Origin of the sequence: Denitrovibrio acetiphilus DSM 12809, from assembly GCF_000025725.1 — a bacterium.
GTDB classification, from domain to species: Bacteria; Chrysiogenota; Deferribacteres; order Deferribacterales; family Geovibrionaceae; genus Denitrovibrio; species Denitrovibrio acetiphilus.
This window is the reverse complement of the sequence record NC_013943.1, coordinates 1937489-1955143: the sequence shown is the minus strand read 5'-3', so window position 1 is coordinate 1955143 and position 17655 is coordinate 1937489. Positions and strand designations below refer to the sequence as shown.

The window sequence follows — 17655 nt, the reverse complement described above, 5'->3', positions numbered from 1 at the left end:
ATGATGTCAGAATATGATTTTACGGGGATTAGCGTCCTTATTATAGGGGATGTGATGCTTGACAGGTATCACTTTGGTACGGTTTCGAGGATATCACCTGAGGCTCCTGTGCCTGTGGTGAATGTTAAGAAAATGACCCAAACTCTTGGCGGAGCTGGTAATGTTGCAAATAATATATCCGGGCTTCAATCAGGTTCCGTTATTGTGGGTGCGTGCGGGAAAGACGCTGACGGCGCCACACTTAAAAAGATGCTGGATGGGATAAATACCAGATATTCTTTTGTGGAGACAGAAAGTCCTACCACAACAAAACTTCGTGTAATAGGTGATAAGCAGCAGATAGTCAGGCTTGACTTTGAAGAGGTTACTCCTGTTAAAGACAAGCTTGCTCAAAAGGCGCTTAATCATATCAAAAAAGAGCTGGAAAAGTGTTCTGCTGTAGTTATTTCTGACTATGGAAAGGGTTTCTGTTCGTTTGAGATATGTGAAGAGGTGATCAGGCTCGCATGTAATAAGGGGCTCCCTGTTATAGTTGACCCTAAGGGGGCTGACTGGCGTAAGTATGCCGGAGCAACAACCATTACTCCAAACGTAAAAGAGCTGGCTGAGGCTGTCGGGCGCAAAGTTGATAATGTTGACGAAGAGGTTGTTCTCGCAGCCAGAGAGGTTATAGAAAGAACAAGAGTCAAGTATCTCGTTGTTACCAGAAGTGAAAAAGGGATCAGCATTGTCTGGCGTGATGAATATATGCACATCCCTACTGAAGCGAGAGAAGTTTTTGATGTTTCAGGTGCAGGCGACACTGTCGTTGCATCTCTCGCTCTTTGCCTTGGCAAAGGGAGCGATATAAGCGAAGCTGTGAAAGTGGCAAACAAGGCCGCCGGAATAGTTGTCAGTAAAGTCGGCACAGCTCCTGTGCTTCTTGATGAGCTGAATGAATCTTTTAACACATATTCGAAAGTTCTTAACTCTTTCCAGCTTGACAGTTATGTTGCTAATATCCGCTCAATGAAGCGTAAAATAGTTTTTACAAACGGGTGTTTCGACATCCTTCATAGAGGACATGTGACTTATCTTCGCAAAGCTGCATCTATGGGGGACGTACTTATTCTGGGGCTGAACAGCGATGCTTCAGTGAAGAGCTTGAAAGGGGACAGCAGACCTATGAACAGTGAGATGGATAGAGCAGAAGTTCTCGCTGCACTGGAATTCATTGATGCAATAGTGATATTTGATGAAGATACGCCTTTTCAGCTTATAAAAACTATCCAGCCCGATATCCTTGTTAAAGGCGGGGATTATAAAGCTGAAGATGTTGTCGGGCGTGAATATGCCAAAAAAACTGTGATAGTGGATTTTGTGGAGGGGTATTCCACGACAAAAACAATTGAAGATATGCAGGGAGTTAATAAATGATAGTAGTAACCGGCGGGGCAGGATTTATAGGAAGCAATATCGTTAAGGCGCTTAATGAAAAAGGGCGCAACGATATCCTGATAGTCGACAATCTTAAAAATAGCGCAAAGCATCTTAATCTCAATAGGCTGGACTTTGCTGATTACATAGACAAAACTAGCTTCTTCGACATCTTTGATGAAATCGCAAGTGAAATAGAGATTGTTTTTCACCAGGGAGCCTGTTCCGACACTATGGAATCTGACGGCAAATATATGATGGAAAACAACTATGACTATTCCTGTGCACTGTTTAACAATTGTGTTCAGCAGGGGATAAGGTTTATATATGCCTCCTCGGCATCGGTTTACGGTAACGGGGATGATGGATTTATTGAAAAGAGTGAATGCGAATACCCGCTCAATGTTTATGCATTTTCCAAATATCTTTTCGACAGCTATGTTCGTAAGTTCCCGCAGGTGGTAAAAACACAGGTGGTGGGGCTCAGGTACTTTAACGTGTTCGGTCCGCAGGAAAACCACAAAGGGCGCATGGCGTCTGTTATCAGGCATTTCTTCAACCAGTACAGAGAGAACAAACATATAAAGGTCTTCGAGGGAAGTACAGAATTTAAAAGAGATTTTATACATGTTGATGATGTGGTTAATGTCAATATGCATTTCATGGAAAATTCGTTTCTGAACGGCATTTACAATTGCGGTACAGGAGAGTACAGAACTTTCGCTGACATCGCGGATGTGTTTAAAAAGAGATATACTGATGCGTTAGTAAGTGAAATACCTTTTCCAGAATCTTTGGTTGGAAAATACCAGAAATACACTCAGGCTGATGTTGATAAGCTCCGTTCCGCAGGATATGAGGGCGAATTTATGTCTCTGGAAGACGGTGTGAATGCCTATCTTGATGTTTTGGAGAAGACTGACGGCTATATAAAATGATGACAAACCGGCGTGTTACAAACTTTCACAGATTTGCAGACAGATACGCCGGGATACCGCTCATCTTCCTCCCTTCGCTTTACAGAAAACGGCGTGGGAAACCGGCAGATATAAGACGCATCTGCCTTATAAAGACTTCCGGCATAGGTGACACAGTTTTAATGAGTGCAGTTGTGAAGGATATTCTTAAGCATTATCACAACTGTCGGATAACTGTTGTAACAGGAATTGCAAATTACTACGCTGCAAAATTTCTGATAGGGAGACTGAGCGACAACATAGATTTTAAAGTTGCTGACCTTTCTGATTTCAGTTCTATTTTTGATCTCAGACACTTAAAAGAATTTGATATTTCAATAGATTTTGGACAGTGGCCCAGATTTGATGCATTCATCAGTATGCTTATCAAAAGCAGGTACAGAGTCGGCTTTAAACGTGACAGGCAGTACAGGCACTATGGTTATGATCTTCCTGTGGAGCATAGAAGCGACAGGCATGAGCTGAATAATTTCAGAGCCCTTGCCGAGGCACTAGGCATTATATGCCTTTATGGGACTGACATCACTGACTTATATGAAAACGCTGATATTAGCGATAATTCTATATGTGTTCATATGTGCGCGTCAGGTAAGACGGCAAGCAAACGCATGTGGAGCATGGATAAATGGGCAGAGCTTATCAGGCATTTAGACGATAAGGGATATGATATCATTTTCAGCGGAACATATGATGAACGTGAATACATTGAGGCAGTAGCCGGATTTGCAGGGCTGAGCACGTGCACTTATTTTCTGGAAAGGCACCTTGAAGAGCTGGTTCCCGTCATGAGAAAATGCAGATATGTAATATCGGTTGATACTGGCATAGCTCATCTTGCCGGCGCATGCGGAGCAAATCTCATTGAGCTCCTCGGTGCTACGAACCCTGAGAGGTGGGGTGCACTCGGTGAAAATGTTACATATGTCAGGCCAGAATTTGTAGGTAAAATGCTGGACTTAGGGCATGAATCTGATGCTGATTTTGATGCGATGGAACGTATCGGAGTTGATCAGGTTTTGCGCTATATTTTATAAAGATACATCAGGAGAAGGACTTGCGTAAATATTTCATTCATACCATGGGTTGTCAGATGAACGAATACGATTCATTAAGGATAGCTGCGGTTTTCGATAAAATAGGTTTTACTGAAGCAGAAGAGATGGAAGAAGGTGACTATCTCATTGTAAATACTTGTAGTGTAAGAGAAAAGCCTCAGCATAAGGCAGAATCTGCAATTGGTCGTTTCAGACAGATAAAACGCCGCAGACCCGAGGTCAAAATCGGTTTTTGCGGGTGTGTAGCCCAACAGGAAGGAGAAAATCTCCTTAAGACTAATAAAGATATTGATTTTGTTGTAGGTACGGACGGTCTTCACCGGTTGGAAGAAGTTGTAGCCCATGTTGAAGCCGGAGAACGTCTCAGTGATACTCAGGTGAATGAAGGCGGGCTTGAGATAGATATTTTTAACAGGGAGGTTTCTGTTTCTTCTTTTGTGACAATAATGAAGGGGTGCAATAATTTTTGCAGCTACTGCATTGTGCCTTATGTCAGAGGGAGAGAGAAGAGCAGAGAGCAGTCAGAAATCATTGATGAGATAAAATATCTGGCGGATAAAGGCGCCCGTGAAATAACTTTGCTGGGGCAGAATGTTAATTCATACGGGACAGCGCTGACTGATCCGGTCAGTTTTCCTGAGCTTCTTGATAAAGTAAGTGATGTTGAGGGGATTAAACGTATTCGTTTTGTGACATCGCACCCGAAAGACTTTTCGAACGAGCTTATAGACGTAATGCGTGGGAATGATAAGATATGCGAGTATCTTCACCTGCCTCTTCAGTCAGGGAGTAATGCTGTTCTTCAAAAGATGAATAGAAAATACACTTATGACCACTATAAGGAACGAGTGCTCAGGGCAAAAGAGATGATTCCTGACCTTGCCCTTTCTTCAGACTTTATCGTAGGATTTCCCGGGGAGACTGAAGAAGATTTTCAGTCTACTATGAAAGCTTTGGAAGAGATTAGATATGATATGATCTACGCTTTTAACTACTCAACAAGACCGGGTACGAAGGCGGAAAGCTTTAATGATGATGTGCCTCTGGAAGTTAAGAAAATGCGTCTCGCAAAGCTTTTGGACGCACAGAAAAGGATAATAGCAGAGAACTCTGCTGCATATCAGGATCTTGTGGTTGAGGTCATGGTTGAGGGTGAATCTAAAAAAGGTGCAGGTCAGTATAGCGGACGCAACAGACAAAATAGGGTGGTAAATTTCAGCAGTGAGACTATATTATCATCTGGAGATTTCGTTAATGTGAAGATTACTGAGCCGAGACCAAACAGTCTGCTCGGAGAGAGAGTATAGAGGTGTGTTTATATGTATGAGGTTAATGTCGCTGGAGTCATGAGAGAACCCCTGACTTCCAGATATATGATGATGCTTGAAGCTGTGGAAAACAGCGAAACTGATATTCTTATCCCTGTGGGTAAATTTGAAGCTGAAAATATTTCTTCCAGAAAGTGTTCAGGCAAGGACTGCAAAAAGTCACCTTATGATATTCTGACCCCGATACTTGACTGGGTTGACAGCGCAGTTTTTAATAAGCTGGTTATAGATGACTGTGAATGCGGTATATTTACTGCAAAGCTGTATCTTACTGTAAATGGTGAAGAAAAGATTATGGATTGTCGCCCGTCTGACGGTGTGGTACTTGCTCTGGACAGATCAATACCTGTTTTTGTAGCTAAAGTGCTGACATGTTCTGAAGGTGTACAGTAGTTAGTTACCGCAGCCTGTCAGCTCGTATGGAACAGTTTTAAAAGTGCCAAGTGAATTGGTTATCGGGTATCCGTCTTCCATCCATGCGTGTATGCCGCCTTTCAGGTTATAGATTTTTTTAAATCCGAGTTCGTGCAGTGATGCGGCAGCCAGCAGTCCTCTGGAGCCTTTCTTGCAATATACTACAATGGTTTGTTCGGTTTTAAGTGATCCTTTGGCAGCGATTATATCTATTAGGCCTCTTGGTGAGTGCATATAGTTCGAAGATTCTATCTTACCTGCCAGCACTTCGTTTTCTTCTCTGACGTCAATAAGTACGAAATCCTGTTTTTCTTTAATCATTTTAATAAGTTCAGAAGGTTTTATCTGCTCAATGATCTTTGCAGTTGCTTCAATTTTAGCATCCAGCACATCAGCAGGTGTCTGTGCAAATGCTGTGAAATTAAAGACGGCAAAAAAGAGTATAGTTATAATTCTCTGATAATATTTATTCATCACCCACCTCATGGGAATAATAAACTGAAAATTTACAGTTTAAAAGTTAAATCACAGGATATATATTAATAAATCAAGTTACATTTACTGGTGACACATTAAGGGTAGCTTAAACACAAATGGGGAATTGTTAAAATTATTAATGGCGTTATGAAATCCTTTACATATGCTTTGAAAAAGTAATATATTTATCAAGGCATGAAAAACAAAATTATGAAGATTTATTCAGGCATAAAAGCATTGGGGTGAGTTAATGAAAAAAGTTTCAATTGAGGATGCTGTCGGGCAGGTTCTTGCCTATGACATTACCGAAGTTAACAAAGAAAAAGGCGTCAAAGGCAGAGCTTACAAAAGAGGGCATGTCATTCAGGAATCTGAAGTCGAACATCTTAAAAGTCTCGGCAGGAATACTGTTTTTATAGAAGATGGAAATGATTCCGGTGTGCACGAGGACGATGCTGCACGTATGACAGCTCCCCTCGCGGCAGGTCAGAATATCGACTTTGATAAAGAACCCGTCGAAGGGAAGATAGGTTTTTACGCTGCATGCGAAGGCGTTTTTAAAGTTGATGAGCAACGTCTTTACGAACTCAATCTTATGGGGGTAACTTCTCTCCCTACTATACATAATAATATGCGTGTTGTTAAAGGACAGCAGGTTGCTGCTTTCCGCATTATCCCTCTTGTGTGCGAGTATTCCGTCATGGACAAGATGAAAGAAATACTAAAGACACCGCTGATAGAGGTTAAGCCTTTCACGGTTAAGACGGCAACTCTGCTGATCACAGGCAGTGAGGTTTATGAAGGGCGTATTAAAGATGCTTTCGGACCTATACTCACTGCAAAACTGAAGGCTTACGGTGTTGAAGTTGTTGAATACCGGATTGTACCCGACAAGAAAGATGTTGTTGTGGGGGCAGTGAAAGAGCTGGCAGAGAAGTCGGATATGGTTATTACCACAGGCGGAACATCTGTTGACCCCGATGACATAACGGCTGCTGCAATGGCTGAGGCTGGCGTTGTCTACGACATGAAAGGGACACCTATTCAGCCGGGGAATAATTTTACTCTGGGATACATGGGCGATAAGCCTGTGTGTGCGGTTCCGGCTGCGGCGCTGCATTTTCCTGCTACGTCACTGGACATTCTTCTGCCGAGAATGCTGGCAGGTGAAAAAATATATAAAGAAGATCTGGCAAAGCTTGCTCATGGCGGGTTGTGCCACTTCTGTAAAAAATGTAACTATCCGATATGTCCTTTCGGAAGGGGCTGATTTAAATGATTGCAGACAGACATACTGCCAGAGAGATGCTCTATGCGTCGCTAGGCAAACCGGAGACTGAAAAAATATCAGTGAGAGAAAGTTACGGCAGAGTTGTCGCTGAAGAACTCAGGACAGACAGGGATTATCCCGACACGCGCAAGTCAGCAGTTGACGGTTATGCGCATATACCGGGGCACGACAGCTATGTTTTGAAAGGCTTGACCGGAGCCGGACGTAAAGGACCTGAAAGTATTGACGGTAAAGAAACTGTTTTTGTGATGACAGGTGCCACAGTGCCTGACGGTGCGCTTTGTGTTGCCCGAGTAGAGGATTGTGTTGGCAGAGACGGGGTGATAACTATTCCAGATATGTCAGCAGGTGAGAATATAAACAAAGTCGGTGAGGAATGCTATAAAGGGACTGTAGTTGCAACAGCCGGCAGTGTCATACATGACGGTCTGTTCCCTGTGCTTTTTTATCTTGGGAAGAGAGAGATAGAAGTTTTCAGAAAACCGAAGATAGGTATTTTTGTAACAGGTGATGAGATTCTTGAAATTGAAGACGATTTCAAGCGAGGCATGGTTTTTAATACTAACAAATATATTCTCGAGTCTTTCTTTAACAGATTCGGTTTTGACTATGAATACTACGGACATGTGAAAGATAACCGTGACGATGTTGTCAGAGCTTTTGACGAGATGAGCAGCAAATATGACATTATAATTTCGTCCGGCGGAATCTCTATGGGAAAATACGATTTTGTGAAAGATGTTTTTAAAACATGTGATTATGAGATTCTTTTTGAAAGAACTAGAATAAAACCCGGCAGCCCACTTATGCTTGCTAAAAAGAGCGGATGTACATTCATCGGTATGCCTGGATATCCGGCAGCGCTCACTACCAATCTGCTTTTTTACGTGCTTCCTGCTCTGAGAAAAGCGTATGGCGAAGAAGATAATGAATTCAAGATAGTTGATGTCGTTATGCGCACTGAAACCAGAGCTAAAGAGGGCCGTTTCGAGCTTAACAGAGCTATTCTTGACGTTGAGGACGGCAGGTTCTATGCAAGCGATGCAGGCACTCAGAAGACATCACATTACAACAGTTTTGCATCCGTGAATGGGCTTCTGCTGCTGGATGAAAAAACCGGAAGCCTTGTTAAGGGCGATATGGCGAAGGCTTTGCTTGTTCGTGTCTAAAAGTTAAAGACCCTTATTTCTCTTGTAATTAACTTTTTGATTCTGTAAAATTTAGGTCAGTACAACTACATACAGAGGTGAATACACAATGAGTTTAGGACTCGCTTTTACCAAAAATTTTCTGGGTGAGGCTCCGAGATGGTACAAAATGACTGTCATCGCGTTCCTCATAGTCAATCCAATACTGCTTTTTGTGGTAGGACCATTTGTTACAGGATGGATCATTATTCTGGAATTCATTTTCACACTTGCAATGGCTCTGAAATGCTACCCTTTGCCTCCGGCTGGGCTTCTGGCTATTGAAAGTGTAATTATGGGGCTGACATCGCCCGCCACTGTCTACCACGAAACACATGCAAACTTCCCTGTTATCATGTTGCTGATGTTTATGGTTGCGGGGATATATTTCATGCAGGAAGGGCTTTTGTTCCTTTTTACAAAGATACTTGTGGGAGTGAAGTCCAAAGTAATGCTTTCACTGCTGTTCTGTTTTATGGGAGCTTTCCTTTCCGCTTTTCTTGATGCCCTCACGGTGACGGCTGTTATCATCTCTGTTGCGTACGGTTTTTACGGCATATTTCATAAGTACTCGTCGACGCATTCGACAGATGAGTACAATATCGGCAGTGACGATAATACAGAAGCTGACTACAGGGAAGATCTGGATAAATTTAGAGAATTTCTCAGAAATCTTATGATGCACGGAGCGGTGGGGACTGCTCTCGGTGGAGCAACAACACTTGTGGGAGAGCCTCAGAATCTTATCATCGGGGAAAAACTTCATTGGCATTTTGCTGATTTCTTTCTGCACTCTGCGCCCGTATCTATACCCGTTCTGATAGTTGGGCTTATAACATGTGTGCTCCTTGAATTGACAGGAATTATGGGGTATGGCGCTAAACTCCCTGAAAAGGTACGTGCCGTGCTTGAAGACAAAGTCAAAGAAGACATGGCTAAAATGGATACACAGGGGAAAGCAAGACTCGTAGTGCAGGGGATTATGGGGTTGGTTCTTATCGTTTCACTTGCTTTGCATATTGCTGAAGTCGGTGTTATAGGGCTAATGATAATAGTCCTGCTTACAGCCTTTAATGGTGTGATAAGTGAAGGGCAGATCGGACATGCTTTTGAAGAAGCTCTTCCATTTACAGCTTTGCTGGTTGTTTTCTTTGCAATTGTTGCGGTGATACATGATCAGCACTTGTTTCAGCCGGTAATAAATCATGTGCTTGCGCTTCAGGGGCAAATGCAGCTAGTAGCATATTATGTTGCAAACGGTATCCTTTCTGCTATCTCAGATAACGTTTTTGTTGCAACTGTCTATATGAATGAAACAGCTACGCACTTTCAGGATATTATACCTATGCTTGGTCATCCTGAGGCTGCTCACACACCGACAGAGCTTGCGCACCTTATACAGTTTCAGAAACTTGGCGTAGCAATTAACATGGGTACAAATATACCTTCTGTTGCTACACCTAACGGGCAGGCTGCATTTCTGTTTCTTCTGACATCTGCGCTGGCTCCGCTCATCAGGCTGTCATACCTGGAAATGGTGAAGCTCGCTTTCCCATATACTGTAACCATGAGCATAACAGGTTTCTTTGCAGTATTATATCTGCTTTGATCTGATGATAAATTATTAATATTACAAGGCTCTGTGAGGTTTTACGCAGAGCCTTTTTTTATGCTTTGACCGTGATGTAAAATTGATTTACAGTATATTATGTGTGTATTTGTGATATATTTGACTAATAGTTGATAGTGATATCGGTGATAAAATATGACGGAAGACTTTATTTCTGAAATTAAAATATTTTATGTTGAAGACGAACCGTTTATACGTGAGGGCTTTGTGCGTTTCCTTAAGAGACGTACGGACAAGCTTTATGTGTTTTCTAACGGGCAGGAAGCGCTTGACGCATTTTCTGAAATTCGTCCGGATCTTATCATCACTGACATACGGATGCCGGTGATGGATGGGCTTGAGATGTCTGAAAAGATCAAAGAGATCGATCCTTCTGTACCTATTATCGTTACAACCGGACACAATGACGAAGATTTTTTCCTGCGCTCTATTGACATAGGTATAGATAAGTATATTAAGAAACCTGTCAGCTTCACAGAGCTTATAGGTGTAGTTAAAAAAATCACATCTTCAATAGTGCATGAAAGGCAGATGGAGAAGCATAACAAGTTTCTTCGGGAAGTAATGGATCTGAACCCGAATTTTGTAATAACAACAGACGGTTCAAAATGTACTTATCTTAATGAATCTTTTAAGGAATTTCTGGGATGTACCACAGTCAGTGAATATATTGAAAAGTATGGCAATATTAAGAATGTTATGGTCGAGAAAGAAGATACTTTCTATAAAGGAAAGGAACCCAGACAGTGGCTTGCTGAGTCTACGGACTCTAAGCATAATAACAGGATGGTTTTTCTGCGTCCGCTGAATGGCACCGATGATGACGAAATGGTCTGTCTTGCTAATGTGAAAAATGTCCCGGACAAAGATGAATGGCTCATCTCTTTTGCAGATGTTACTCTGCTGGAAAAAGAGAAGCAGATATATCGTATGTTGTCCCAGCAGGATCCTCTGACAAAAATATATAATAGAACAAAGTTTTTCGAAGAGGTTGAAAAGGAGCTGGACAGAGTAAGCAGATACGGTCAGGATATGTCCATCCTGATGATTGATGTTGACTACTTCAAAGAAGTGAACGATCAGTACGGACACCTTGTGGGCGATAAGGTTTTGATTGAACTCACTCAGATTATACGTCAGAACATAAGAAAAAGTGATGTTTTTGCCAGGTATGGAGGAGAAGAGTTTGCTCTGTTGATGCCGATGACAGCACAGAAAGGAGCCAGAGAGAAAGCTGATCTCATCAGAGAAGCTGTGAGCACTCATAATTTTGATAAGTGCGGACGGGTTACGTGCAGCTTCGGAGTGGCAACATATGCAGAGGGCGACACTGTTGATAGTTTTGTTCAAAAGGCTGACATCGCTCTTTATAACGCTAAAGAGTCCGGTCGCAACATGGTTCAGGTTTTTGAAGAGGGTTCTATTAAGTGCAGCCACTAGGTTCTTTTCACACAGTTATATATTGATAAATACCCCCCCTTATGTTACCTTTTAACTACTTCTGAAATATGTTTTTTCATTGATAGAGAGAGTGAAATTGTGGACAACCTTTTTGATATAGACTTTCTGGAATTAGGTGTAAAGGCAGACCGTATCCGTCAGAGGATGTGGGGCAAGAAAACCTTTTTTGTTAAGAACTTACATCTGAATTATACTAATATATGCGTGAGTAAGTGTCGATTCTGTGCCTTTCAGAAAGATGAAGGGGAAGATGGGGCGTACATTTTTGAGATAGACCATATGTTGCGATATGTGGCAGAAAAAGCTCCGGACGCTTGCGAAATACATATTGTCGGCGGGCTCCATCCGTCGAAACCTTTCAGTTTTTATACTGACGCTGTTTCAGCGTTGAAATCTGCTTACCCTGAAAAGACTATCAAGGCTTTTAGTGCTGTAGAGATAGCATATTTTGCTGGTATATCAGGACTTAGCGAAAATGATGTTCTTAAAAAGCTTAAAAAAGCAGGGCTGGAGATGATGCCGGGAGGAGGAGCAGAGATATTCGACCCTGAGGTTAGAAATATTATCTGCCCGGAGAAAATTACTGCTGAACACTGGCAGAGAATTCACGAAACTGCCCACGAGAACGGCATATTTACCAATGCAACAATGCTCTATGGGCACATCGAGAAAGATGAACATATTATGAGGCATCTGGATTCTGTGCGTAATCTTCAGGAAAAAACCGGTGGATTCCTCGCCTTTATCCCATTGGCATTTCATCCCGAAAATACATTTCTCAGTGATCTTTTCCCTGCAACAGGGGTTGATGACCTGAAAACTATTGCAGTTTCAAGAATAATGCTTGAGAATGTTCCACATATAAAGGCATATTGGGTTATGCTTGGTGAGAAAACTGCACAGACTGCTCTTCGTTTCGGTGCGGATGATCTCGATGGTACAATAATAAAGGAAAACATCACACATGCAGCGGGAGCAAAGAGCAGTGAAGGGCTTGTTGTGGATACTCTGGTAGATATTGTCAGTTCCGCAGGGCTGACCGCAGTGGAGCGTGATGCATTTTACAATGAAATCAAGGTTTATGGTTAACACCTGATGGCTGAATATATATTTCTGAATCCCTCAATAAATATGCTGAAGATCGCTGAAACAGTTCGTAGTTTCGGACGCAATGTTGTGCTTGTGCGCAACGATCAGTTTCCTGAAATTGATGCTGTTAATGTGCATATGTTTTACGATGACAGATATAGAAGCATTTTCCCAGGGGATGATGTCAACGGTGACGTTAAGGCTTTTTCCCGCATGAAGAAGAATTTCCTGTCAAAGCTTACTATCTCTAAAATAAAGTCAGAGCTTGCGTCATACTCAGAAGATATGCGTGCAGGGGACATTGTGGATCTCTGCCTTATAAAGCGTGGGGTGCTCAGCAGGAAAGAAGTTGTCACAAACGCCGTGAGCAATGCAACCAGTTTTTCAAAAATTGCGGCAGACAACGAGCACGCAACTATTGTTACCGGATACATGGAGTTTCTTGGCGGAAACGAAAGGCTTGTAATGTATGACACTGATTTTGATCTGAAAGACGCTCTCGGGAGAGATTATTATATATTTTTCATAAATGGTGAACGTGTTGAGATGTGCTCCTCGGGCAACAGGCTTATCACAATAGGAAGTAAAACACATGACCATATAGATATTCTTTCTGTTAAGCTTCCGTTTATGAAAAGGTTTAATTTTAAGAAAATAAAGGAACTGGTAATATCAAGAAACAGAATGCCTTGGGTTGTCAATAATATAGACAAACACCTCATTCTCGTTAATGACTTCAGCTTTTTCAATATCTCTGTGAAAATGACAGATCAGTGGGTTGAAAAAGTCGGGAGATATATATGCACAGACAAGCAGCGGTAGCCGGAGTATTTTATCCGGCAGATGCAGGCTCTGTCACTGAGTTTATAAAGTCCAGTTTACCGGATGGTGCTCCGGAGAAAGCCGTCGGGGTCGTTGTCCCTCATGCGGGGTACATCTATTCCGGTGCTACAGCAGTGCGGACGCTTGCCCGTGTAAAGATTCCTGATACAGTCATACTGGTCGGACCGAACCACACAGGAGCGGGACCTTCTATTTCAGTCTATCCTGAAGGTTCATGGGCGACACCTCTCGGAGACGTACCTGTTGATTCAGTGCTGGTTGATAAGTTCTGCGAAAACCCTTTATTTAATAAAGATACTACAGCGCACCACAGTGAACATTCCCTTGAAGTTATTCTTCCGATTCTTAAATATTTTAATCCCGATGTAAAAGTTGTCTGTGTCACAGTTAAGTATATAAATTTAGAAACAGCGGAGACTGCTGCAAAGCATATAGCAGATGTAACTGACGCTCTTTTTGTGATCAGCTCTGATCTGAACCATTTCGAAGATGCTGAGATTACTGAGCGTAAAGATATGGCTGTGATGGAAAAGCTTTTAGAAATGGATATGAACGGATTATACTATATAGTACCTGAAGAGAATATTTCCATGTGCGGGGTCGTTCCTGCATGTATGGGCATTCGATATTGTCAGGCAAAAGGCGCTGATACGGCTGTTTTTGTGGAGCATATTCACAGCGGTCTTGTGAGCGGTGATAACAATAGGGTGGTCGGCTATGCCGGTCTGTATTACAAATAAGAGGATTTCAGATGAAAGTAAGAACAGCAGTTTTTCCTGTAGCAGGTCTTGGAACAAGGCTTCTTCCTGCAACAAAGTCTATGCCTAAGGAGATGGTCACGCTCATCGACAGACCACTGATCCAGTATGCTGTTGAAGAGGTTATAGATGCAGGTGTCGAAAGGGTTGTTTTTGTCTCGGCTAGAAGCAAAAAGGCTCTGGAAGATCACTTTGACAGAACTCCTGAGTTGGAATACCAACTTGAGGAAGCGGGCAAAGAAGATGTGCTGAAGGATGTGCAGAAGCTTTCGTCAATGTGCGATATAATATATATACGTCAGAAAGAGCCTTTGGGACTGGGGCATGCGGTGCTCTGCGCAAAGGATATAGTAGGGAAAGAACCCTTTGCGGTTATTCTGCCGGATGACATAATAAGCAGCAAAGAACCTGTTACCGGTCAGCTCATTAAAAGATATACCCAGACGGGAAAGTCAGTTGTGTCACTCATGGAAGTACCCGACGAAGATACTTCTAAGTATGGCATAGTAAAGCTGGGCAGAGAAGAGGATAAGGGGCTGTTTAAGCTTGATGGTATGGTGGAAAAGCCTAAAAGCAATCCACCGTCAAATATGGCTATTATAGGCAGGTATATTCTTACCCCTGAAGTTATGGCGGCTCTTGAAACTACAAAAAGGGGCGCAGGCGGTGAGATACAGCTTACAGACGCTATACTTGATGTTGCAAAGTCAGAAGGTGTTTACGGATATCTTTTCGAAGGGGACAGATTTGACTGTGGCAACATGTACGGACTTTTTGAAGCGGTTGTGAATTTTGCTCTGGAGAGAAAAGACCTCAGAGAACACGCTGTCAAAGTGATTCAGGAAGCGGCAAAACGTTTCTAAAAAAGAGGCGAGGTATGAATGATAATTACGATTCTAATGAAAAGATAAGATTCATTCACGGTTTACTGAAGAAAGAAGTTGAGGATCTTATACATTTTATAAGTTCCAGCAAAGTTAATCTGGCAGACACAAATTCTCCGCCGATGGACGTAGTAATTAATGATAAAGAAGTGATCATCTATATTGAGCTTCCGGGGCTGACTACCAGCCATTTTACGGTTTATCAGTACGATGATCTTGTTGTGATAGAAGGGGTTCGCCCGAAGATGGTCATGCCTAAAGCCAGCTTTGTACGTGTTGAACGGGAATCAGTCCGTTTCCGGCGCATACTAAGGCTGCCTTTTTGTGTGAATGAAGGGGACTCTAAAGCTAAGCTGAAAGATGGTGTTCTGGAAGTCCATATATCCAGAGGCGCCTGTGAATGCAGCTTATAACAGAAATGGAGGATCAAATGGAACAATTTGAAACTGAAATTAGCATACCTGAAACACTTCCTCTGCTGCCAGTAAGAGATATCGTAGTTTTTCCATACATGGTTCTTCCTCTGTATGTGGGGAGAGAGCAGAGCATTGCATCTGTAAATGAAGCTCTTAGTGAGGACAGGCTTATTTTTCTTGCCTGTCAGAAAGACCCTGCGGACGAAGAGCCGGAGGATGAGGAAATTTACGAAATAGGAACTGTCGCTGTTATTCTGCGTATGTTGAAAATGCCTGACAGCCGTATCAAACTTTTGGTGCAGGGCGTAAAAAGAGGACGTATCGTTGAACATGTGGAGTCAGAAGAGAGCTATAGGGTTCGTATAGAAGAGATTAACGATCCGGAAGAAGAGGGGAATGCAGAGAATGAAGCACTGCTCCGACATATCAAGGAACAGCTCAATCAGGCTGTCAGCCTGGGGAAACCTATGCTCCCTGACCTTGTCGCTGTTATAGAAAGTATTGAAGAAGCAGGTAAACTCGCAGACATTATTGTCTCTAATCTCGGGCTGAAAGTGGATGAGGCTCAGGAAGTTCTTGAGCTTGAAGACCCATCCGACAGGCTTAAAAAGGTTGGAGAATTCCTCACAAGAGAGATATCAATTCTGGAAGTTCAGCAGAAAATTATGAACGATGCCAGAGGGGAGATAGACAAAAGCCAGAAGGAATACTTCCTCCGCGAACAGCTGAAGGCAATACGGAAAGAGCTGGGCGAGGAAGATGATTTCATGGCGGAGATGGAAGAGTACCGCAAAAAAATAAAAAAATGCAAAATGCCTAAGGATGTTAACGCCGAAGCGATGAAGCAGCTCGACAGGCTGTCTAAGATGCACGGTGATTCTGCCGAAGCTACAGTTGCCAGAACATATCTTGACTGGATGATAGATGTTCCGTGGAGCAAAGCAACTAAAGACAAGCTGGACATCAAAGAAGCTAAACAGATTCTGGACGAAGACCACTTCGGACTTGATGAAGTTAAAGATAGGATTCTCGACTTTCTGGCTTTGCGCAAGCTGAAAAAAGATATTAAAAGCCCTATCCTTTGCCTTTCCGGTCCTCCGGGGGTTGGTAAAACATCTCTCGGTATGTCTGTTGCACGTGCTATGGGGCGTAAATATGTCCGCATGTCTCTTGGCGGTGTTCGTGATGAGGCAGAAATCAGAGGGCACAGACGTACATATATCGGCGCTCTGCCGGGCAAGATCATTCAGGGGATGAAAACCGCAGGGACGAATAATCCGGTTTTTATGCTGGATGAGATTGATAAACTTGGCAGCGATTTCAGAGGAGATCCTTCCAGCGCTCTTCTTGAGGTGCTTGATCCGGTACAGAACGTTAGTTTTGTTGACCACTACCTTGGTGTTCCGCTGGATTTGTCTAAGGTGATGTTCATTACGACTGCTAACTACCTTGACCCAATACCTCCTGCTCTGAGGGACCGGATGGAAATCATACAGATCCCCGGGTATACAGAGGAAGAGAAGATAAATATCGCCGAGAAATATCTTGTTCCCAGACAGATAAAAGAGAACGGGCTTGAGGATTTTAAAGTGAAGTTCTCTAAAAAAGCCCTTGCAGACCTTATTGCTGGTTATACAAGAGAGAGCGGTCTGCGTAACCTTGAGCGAACAATAGGCACTGTCTGCAGAAAGCTCGGGCGTATGATCGCTGAAGGTGACAAACGGAAATCGTTTATGGTTACAGAAAAAGCCCTTGAAAAGCACCTTGGACCGGAGAAATTTTCTGATGATGAGGAACTTAAAGATAACGAGGTTGGAACTGTCACCGGTCTTGCGTGGACACCTGTGGGGGGCGATGTTCTATTTATCGAATGTACAAAGTTCAAAGGGAAGGGCGTTCTGAATGTGACCGGTCAGCTTGGTGACGTTATGAAAGAATCCTCAAGGGCAGCACTTACTTATGTACGTACTATTGCAGAAAAAGTTGGTATAGATCCTGAAGATTTTGAAAAATTCGATCTACACATACACGTACCTGCCGGAGCTATCCCAAAAGATGGTCCAAGTGCGGGTATAACAATGGGAACAGCTCTTGTGTCTTGCTTTACAGGACGGAAGGTCAATAAAAAAGTTGCTATGACCGGCGAGATAACTATTACCGGTAAAGTGCTTCCGATAGGCGGGCTGAAAGAAAAACTTTTGGCAGCCAAAAGGCACGGCATTGAAAAGGTTCTTGTACCTGCAAAAAACGAGAAAGACCTTCGGACAATGCCGAAAAGCGTAAAGAACACAATGGAGATTGTATACGTCAGTCAGTTTGAAGAAGTGATTGAACATGCTCTTCTTGCGAAAGAATAAATCTTTTACATATTATTTTTGAAGAAACTGCAAAAGTAATATGCCGGTGTTTTTGAATAAAAATAACAAAAC

16 protein-coding genes are annotated in these 17655 nt (G+C 42.6%); 15 read left to right on the top strand and 1 reads right to left on the bottom strand.

Going from position 1 to position 17655, the window contains the following annotated elements; all coding sequences use genetic code 11:
• Genes rfaE1 through DACET_RS15605 form a run of 5 tightly spaced genes read left to right on the top strand, consistent with a single transcriptional unit; the run spans position 1 to position 5169 of the window.
• Positions 1-1416: a D-glycero-beta-D-manno-heptose-7-phosphate kinase gene (gene rfaE1, locus DACET_RS09320; RefSeq protein WP_041230292.1), complete on the top strand. Its 1416-nt coding sequence runs from the start codon at positions 1-3 to the stop codon at positions 1414-1416.
• Positions 1413-2354, top strand: coding sequence for an ADP-glyceromanno-heptose 6-epimerase (gene rfaD, locus DACET_RS09315; protein ID WP_013011125.1), 942 nt, complete (start codon positions 1413-1415; stop codon positions 2352-2354). Before rfaE1 ends, rfaD begins: the two co-directional genes overlap by 4 nt.
• The gene (locus tag DACET_RS09310; RefSeq protein WP_013011124.1) at positions 2351-3427 is read left to right on the top strand and encodes a glycosyltransferase family 9 protein; all 1077 of its coding nucleotides are present in this window, start codon (positions 2351-2353) and stop codon (positions 3425-3427) included. Before rfaD ends, DACET_RS09310 begins: the two co-directional genes overlap by 4 nt.
• 20 nt (positions 3428-3447) lie before the next feature.
• Entirely contained in the window at positions 3448-4755 is a 1308-nt protein-coding gene (gene miaB / locus DACET_RS09305; RefSeq protein ID WP_013011123.1) for a tRNA (N6-isopentenyl adenosine(37)-C2)-methylthiotransferase MiaB, read from the top strand.
• Between the two features lie 12 nt (positions 4756-4767).
• Complete coding sequence (locus tag DACET_RS15605) at positions 4768-5169, top strand: bifunctional nuclease family protein (protein ID WP_013011122.1); 402 nt, start codon at positions 4768-4770, stop codon at positions 5167-5169.
• Here the strand turns inward: DACET_RS15605 and DACET_RS09295 are convergent, their stop codons facing one another.
• Complete coding sequence (locus tag DACET_RS09295) at positions 5170-5664, bottom strand: rhodanese-like domain-containing protein (RefSeq protein WP_013011121.1); 495 nt, start codon at positions 5662-5664, stop codon at positions 5170-5172.
• A 253-nt stretch (positions 5665-5917) separates the two neighbouring features.
• On the opposite strand from DACET_RS09295, the gene DACET_RS09290 reads away from it, so the two are divergent.
• From DACET_RS09290 to lon, 10 genes are all read left to right on the top strand, one after another.
• Positions 5918-6937 (top strand): molybdopterin-binding protein, encoded by a 1020-nt coding sequence (locus DACET_RS09290; RefSeq protein ID WP_013011120.1) that lies wholly within the window; start codon positions 5918-5920, stop codon positions 6935-6937.
• Between the two features lie 5 nt (positions 6938-6942).
• Positions 6943-8127 carry a molybdopterin molybdotransferase MoeA gene (locus tag DACET_RS09285; protein ID WP_013011119.1) on the top strand — a complete coding sequence of 395 codons (1185 nt, stop codon included), beginning with the start codon at positions 6943-6945 and terminating at the stop codon, positions 8125-8127.
• Positions 8128-8215: 88 nt separating this feature from the next.
• Positions 8216-9754 carry a sodium/proton antiporter NhaB gene (gene nhaB, locus DACET_RS09280; protein ID WP_013011118.1) on the top strand — a complete coding sequence of 513 codons (1539 nt, stop codon included), beginning with the start codon at positions 8216-8218 and terminating at the stop codon, positions 9752-9754.
• A 156-nt stretch (positions 9755-9910) separates the two neighbouring features.
• On the top strand, positions 9911-11215 hold the full coding sequence (locus DACET_RS09275; RefSeq protein WP_013011117.1) for a GGDEF domain-containing response regulator: 1305 nt from the start codon (positions 9911-9913) through the stop codon (positions 11213-11215).
• Between the two features lie 99 nt (positions 11216-11314).
• The gene (mqnE, locus tag DACET_RS09270; RefSeq protein ID WP_013011116.1) at positions 11315-12325 is read left to right on the top strand and encodes an aminofutalosine synthase MqnE; all 1011 of its coding nucleotides are present in this window, start codon (positions 11315-11317) and stop codon (positions 12323-12325) included.
• Between the two features lie 6 nt (positions 12326-12331).
• The gene (locus DACET_RS09265; RefSeq protein WP_013011115.1) at positions 12332-13147 is read left to right on the top strand and encodes a hypothetical protein; all 816 of its coding nucleotides are present in this window, start codon (positions 12332-12334) and stop codon (positions 13145-13147) included.
• Positions 13126-13908, top strand: coding sequence for an AmmeMemoRadiSam system protein B (amrB, locus tag DACET_RS09260; protein ID WP_013011114.1), 783 nt, complete (start codon positions 13126-13128; stop codon positions 13906-13908). The genes DACET_RS09265 and amrB overlap by 22 nt, the downstream gene beginning before the upstream one ends.
• A gap of 11 nt (positions 13909-13919) precedes the next feature.
• On the top strand, positions 13920-14789 hold the full coding sequence (galU, locus tag DACET_RS09255) for a UTP--glucose-1-phosphate uridylyltransferase GalU (protein WP_013011113.1): 870 nt from the start codon (positions 13920-13922) through the stop codon (positions 14787-14789).
• 14 nt (positions 14790-14803) lie between these two features.
• Positions 14804-15223: an Hsp20/alpha crystallin family protein gene (locus tag DACET_RS09250; RefSeq protein ID WP_013011112.1), complete on the top strand. Its 420-nt coding sequence runs from the start codon at positions 14804-14806 to the stop codon at positions 15221-15223.
• A complete protein-coding gene (gene lon / locus DACET_RS09245; protein ID WP_430640274.1) occupies positions 15220-17583 on the top strand; it encodes an endopeptidase La in 2364 nt (787 codons plus the stop codon). Before DACET_RS09250 ends, lon begins: the two co-directional genes overlap by 4 nt.
• Positions 17584-17655: the final 72 nt, after the last annotated feature.

Coding starts and splice junctions, on each gene's coding strand:
- DACET_RS09265 (WP_013011115.1), top strand. CDS start 12,332: ATGGCTGAATATATATTTCTGAATCCCTCAATAAATATGCTGAAGATC.
- DACET_RS09290 (WP_013011120.1), top strand. CDS start 5,918: ATGAAAAAAGTTTCAATTGAGGATGCTGTCGGGCAGGTTCTTGCCTAT.
- DACET_RS09250 (WP_013011112.1), top strand. CDS start 14,804: ATGAATGATAATTACGATTCTAATGAAAAGATAAGATTCATTCACGGT.
- nhaB (WP_013011118.1), top strand. CDS start 8,216: ATGAGTTTAGGACTCGCTTTTACCAAAAATTTTCTGGGTGAGGCTCCG.
- DACET_RS09275 (WP_013011117.1), top strand. CDS start 9,911: ATGACGGAAGACTTTATTTCTGAAATTAAAATATTTTATGTTGAAGAC.
- DACET_RS09295 (WP_013011121.1), bottom strand. CDS start 5,664: ATGAATAAATATTATCAGAGAATTATAACTATACTCTTTTTTGCCGTC.
- DACET_RS09310 (WP_013011124.1), top strand. CDS start 2,351: ATGATGACAAACCGGCGTGTTACAAACTTTCACAGATTTGCAGACAGA.
- DACET_RS09285 (WP_013011119.1), top strand. CDS start 6,943: ATGATTGCAGACAGACATACTGCCAGAGAGATGCTCTATGCGTCGCTA.
- galU (WP_013011113.1), top strand. CDS start 13,920: ATGAAAGTAAGAACAGCAGTTTTTCCTGTAGCAGGTCTTGGAACAAGG.
- DACET_RS15605 (WP_013011122.1), top strand. CDS start 4,768: ATGTATGAGGTTAATGTCGCTGGAGTCATGAGAGAACCCCTGACTTCC.
- rfaE1 (WP_041230292.1), top strand. CDS start 1: ATGATGTCAGAATATGATTTTACGGGGATTAGCGTCCTTATTATAGGG.
- rfaD (WP_013011125.1), top strand. CDS start 1,413: ATGATAGTAGTAACCGGCGGGGCAGGATTTATAGGAAGCAATATCGTT.
- amrB (WP_013011114.1), top strand. CDS start 13,126: ATGCACAGACAAGCAGCGGTAGCCGGAGTATTTTATCCGGCAGATGCA.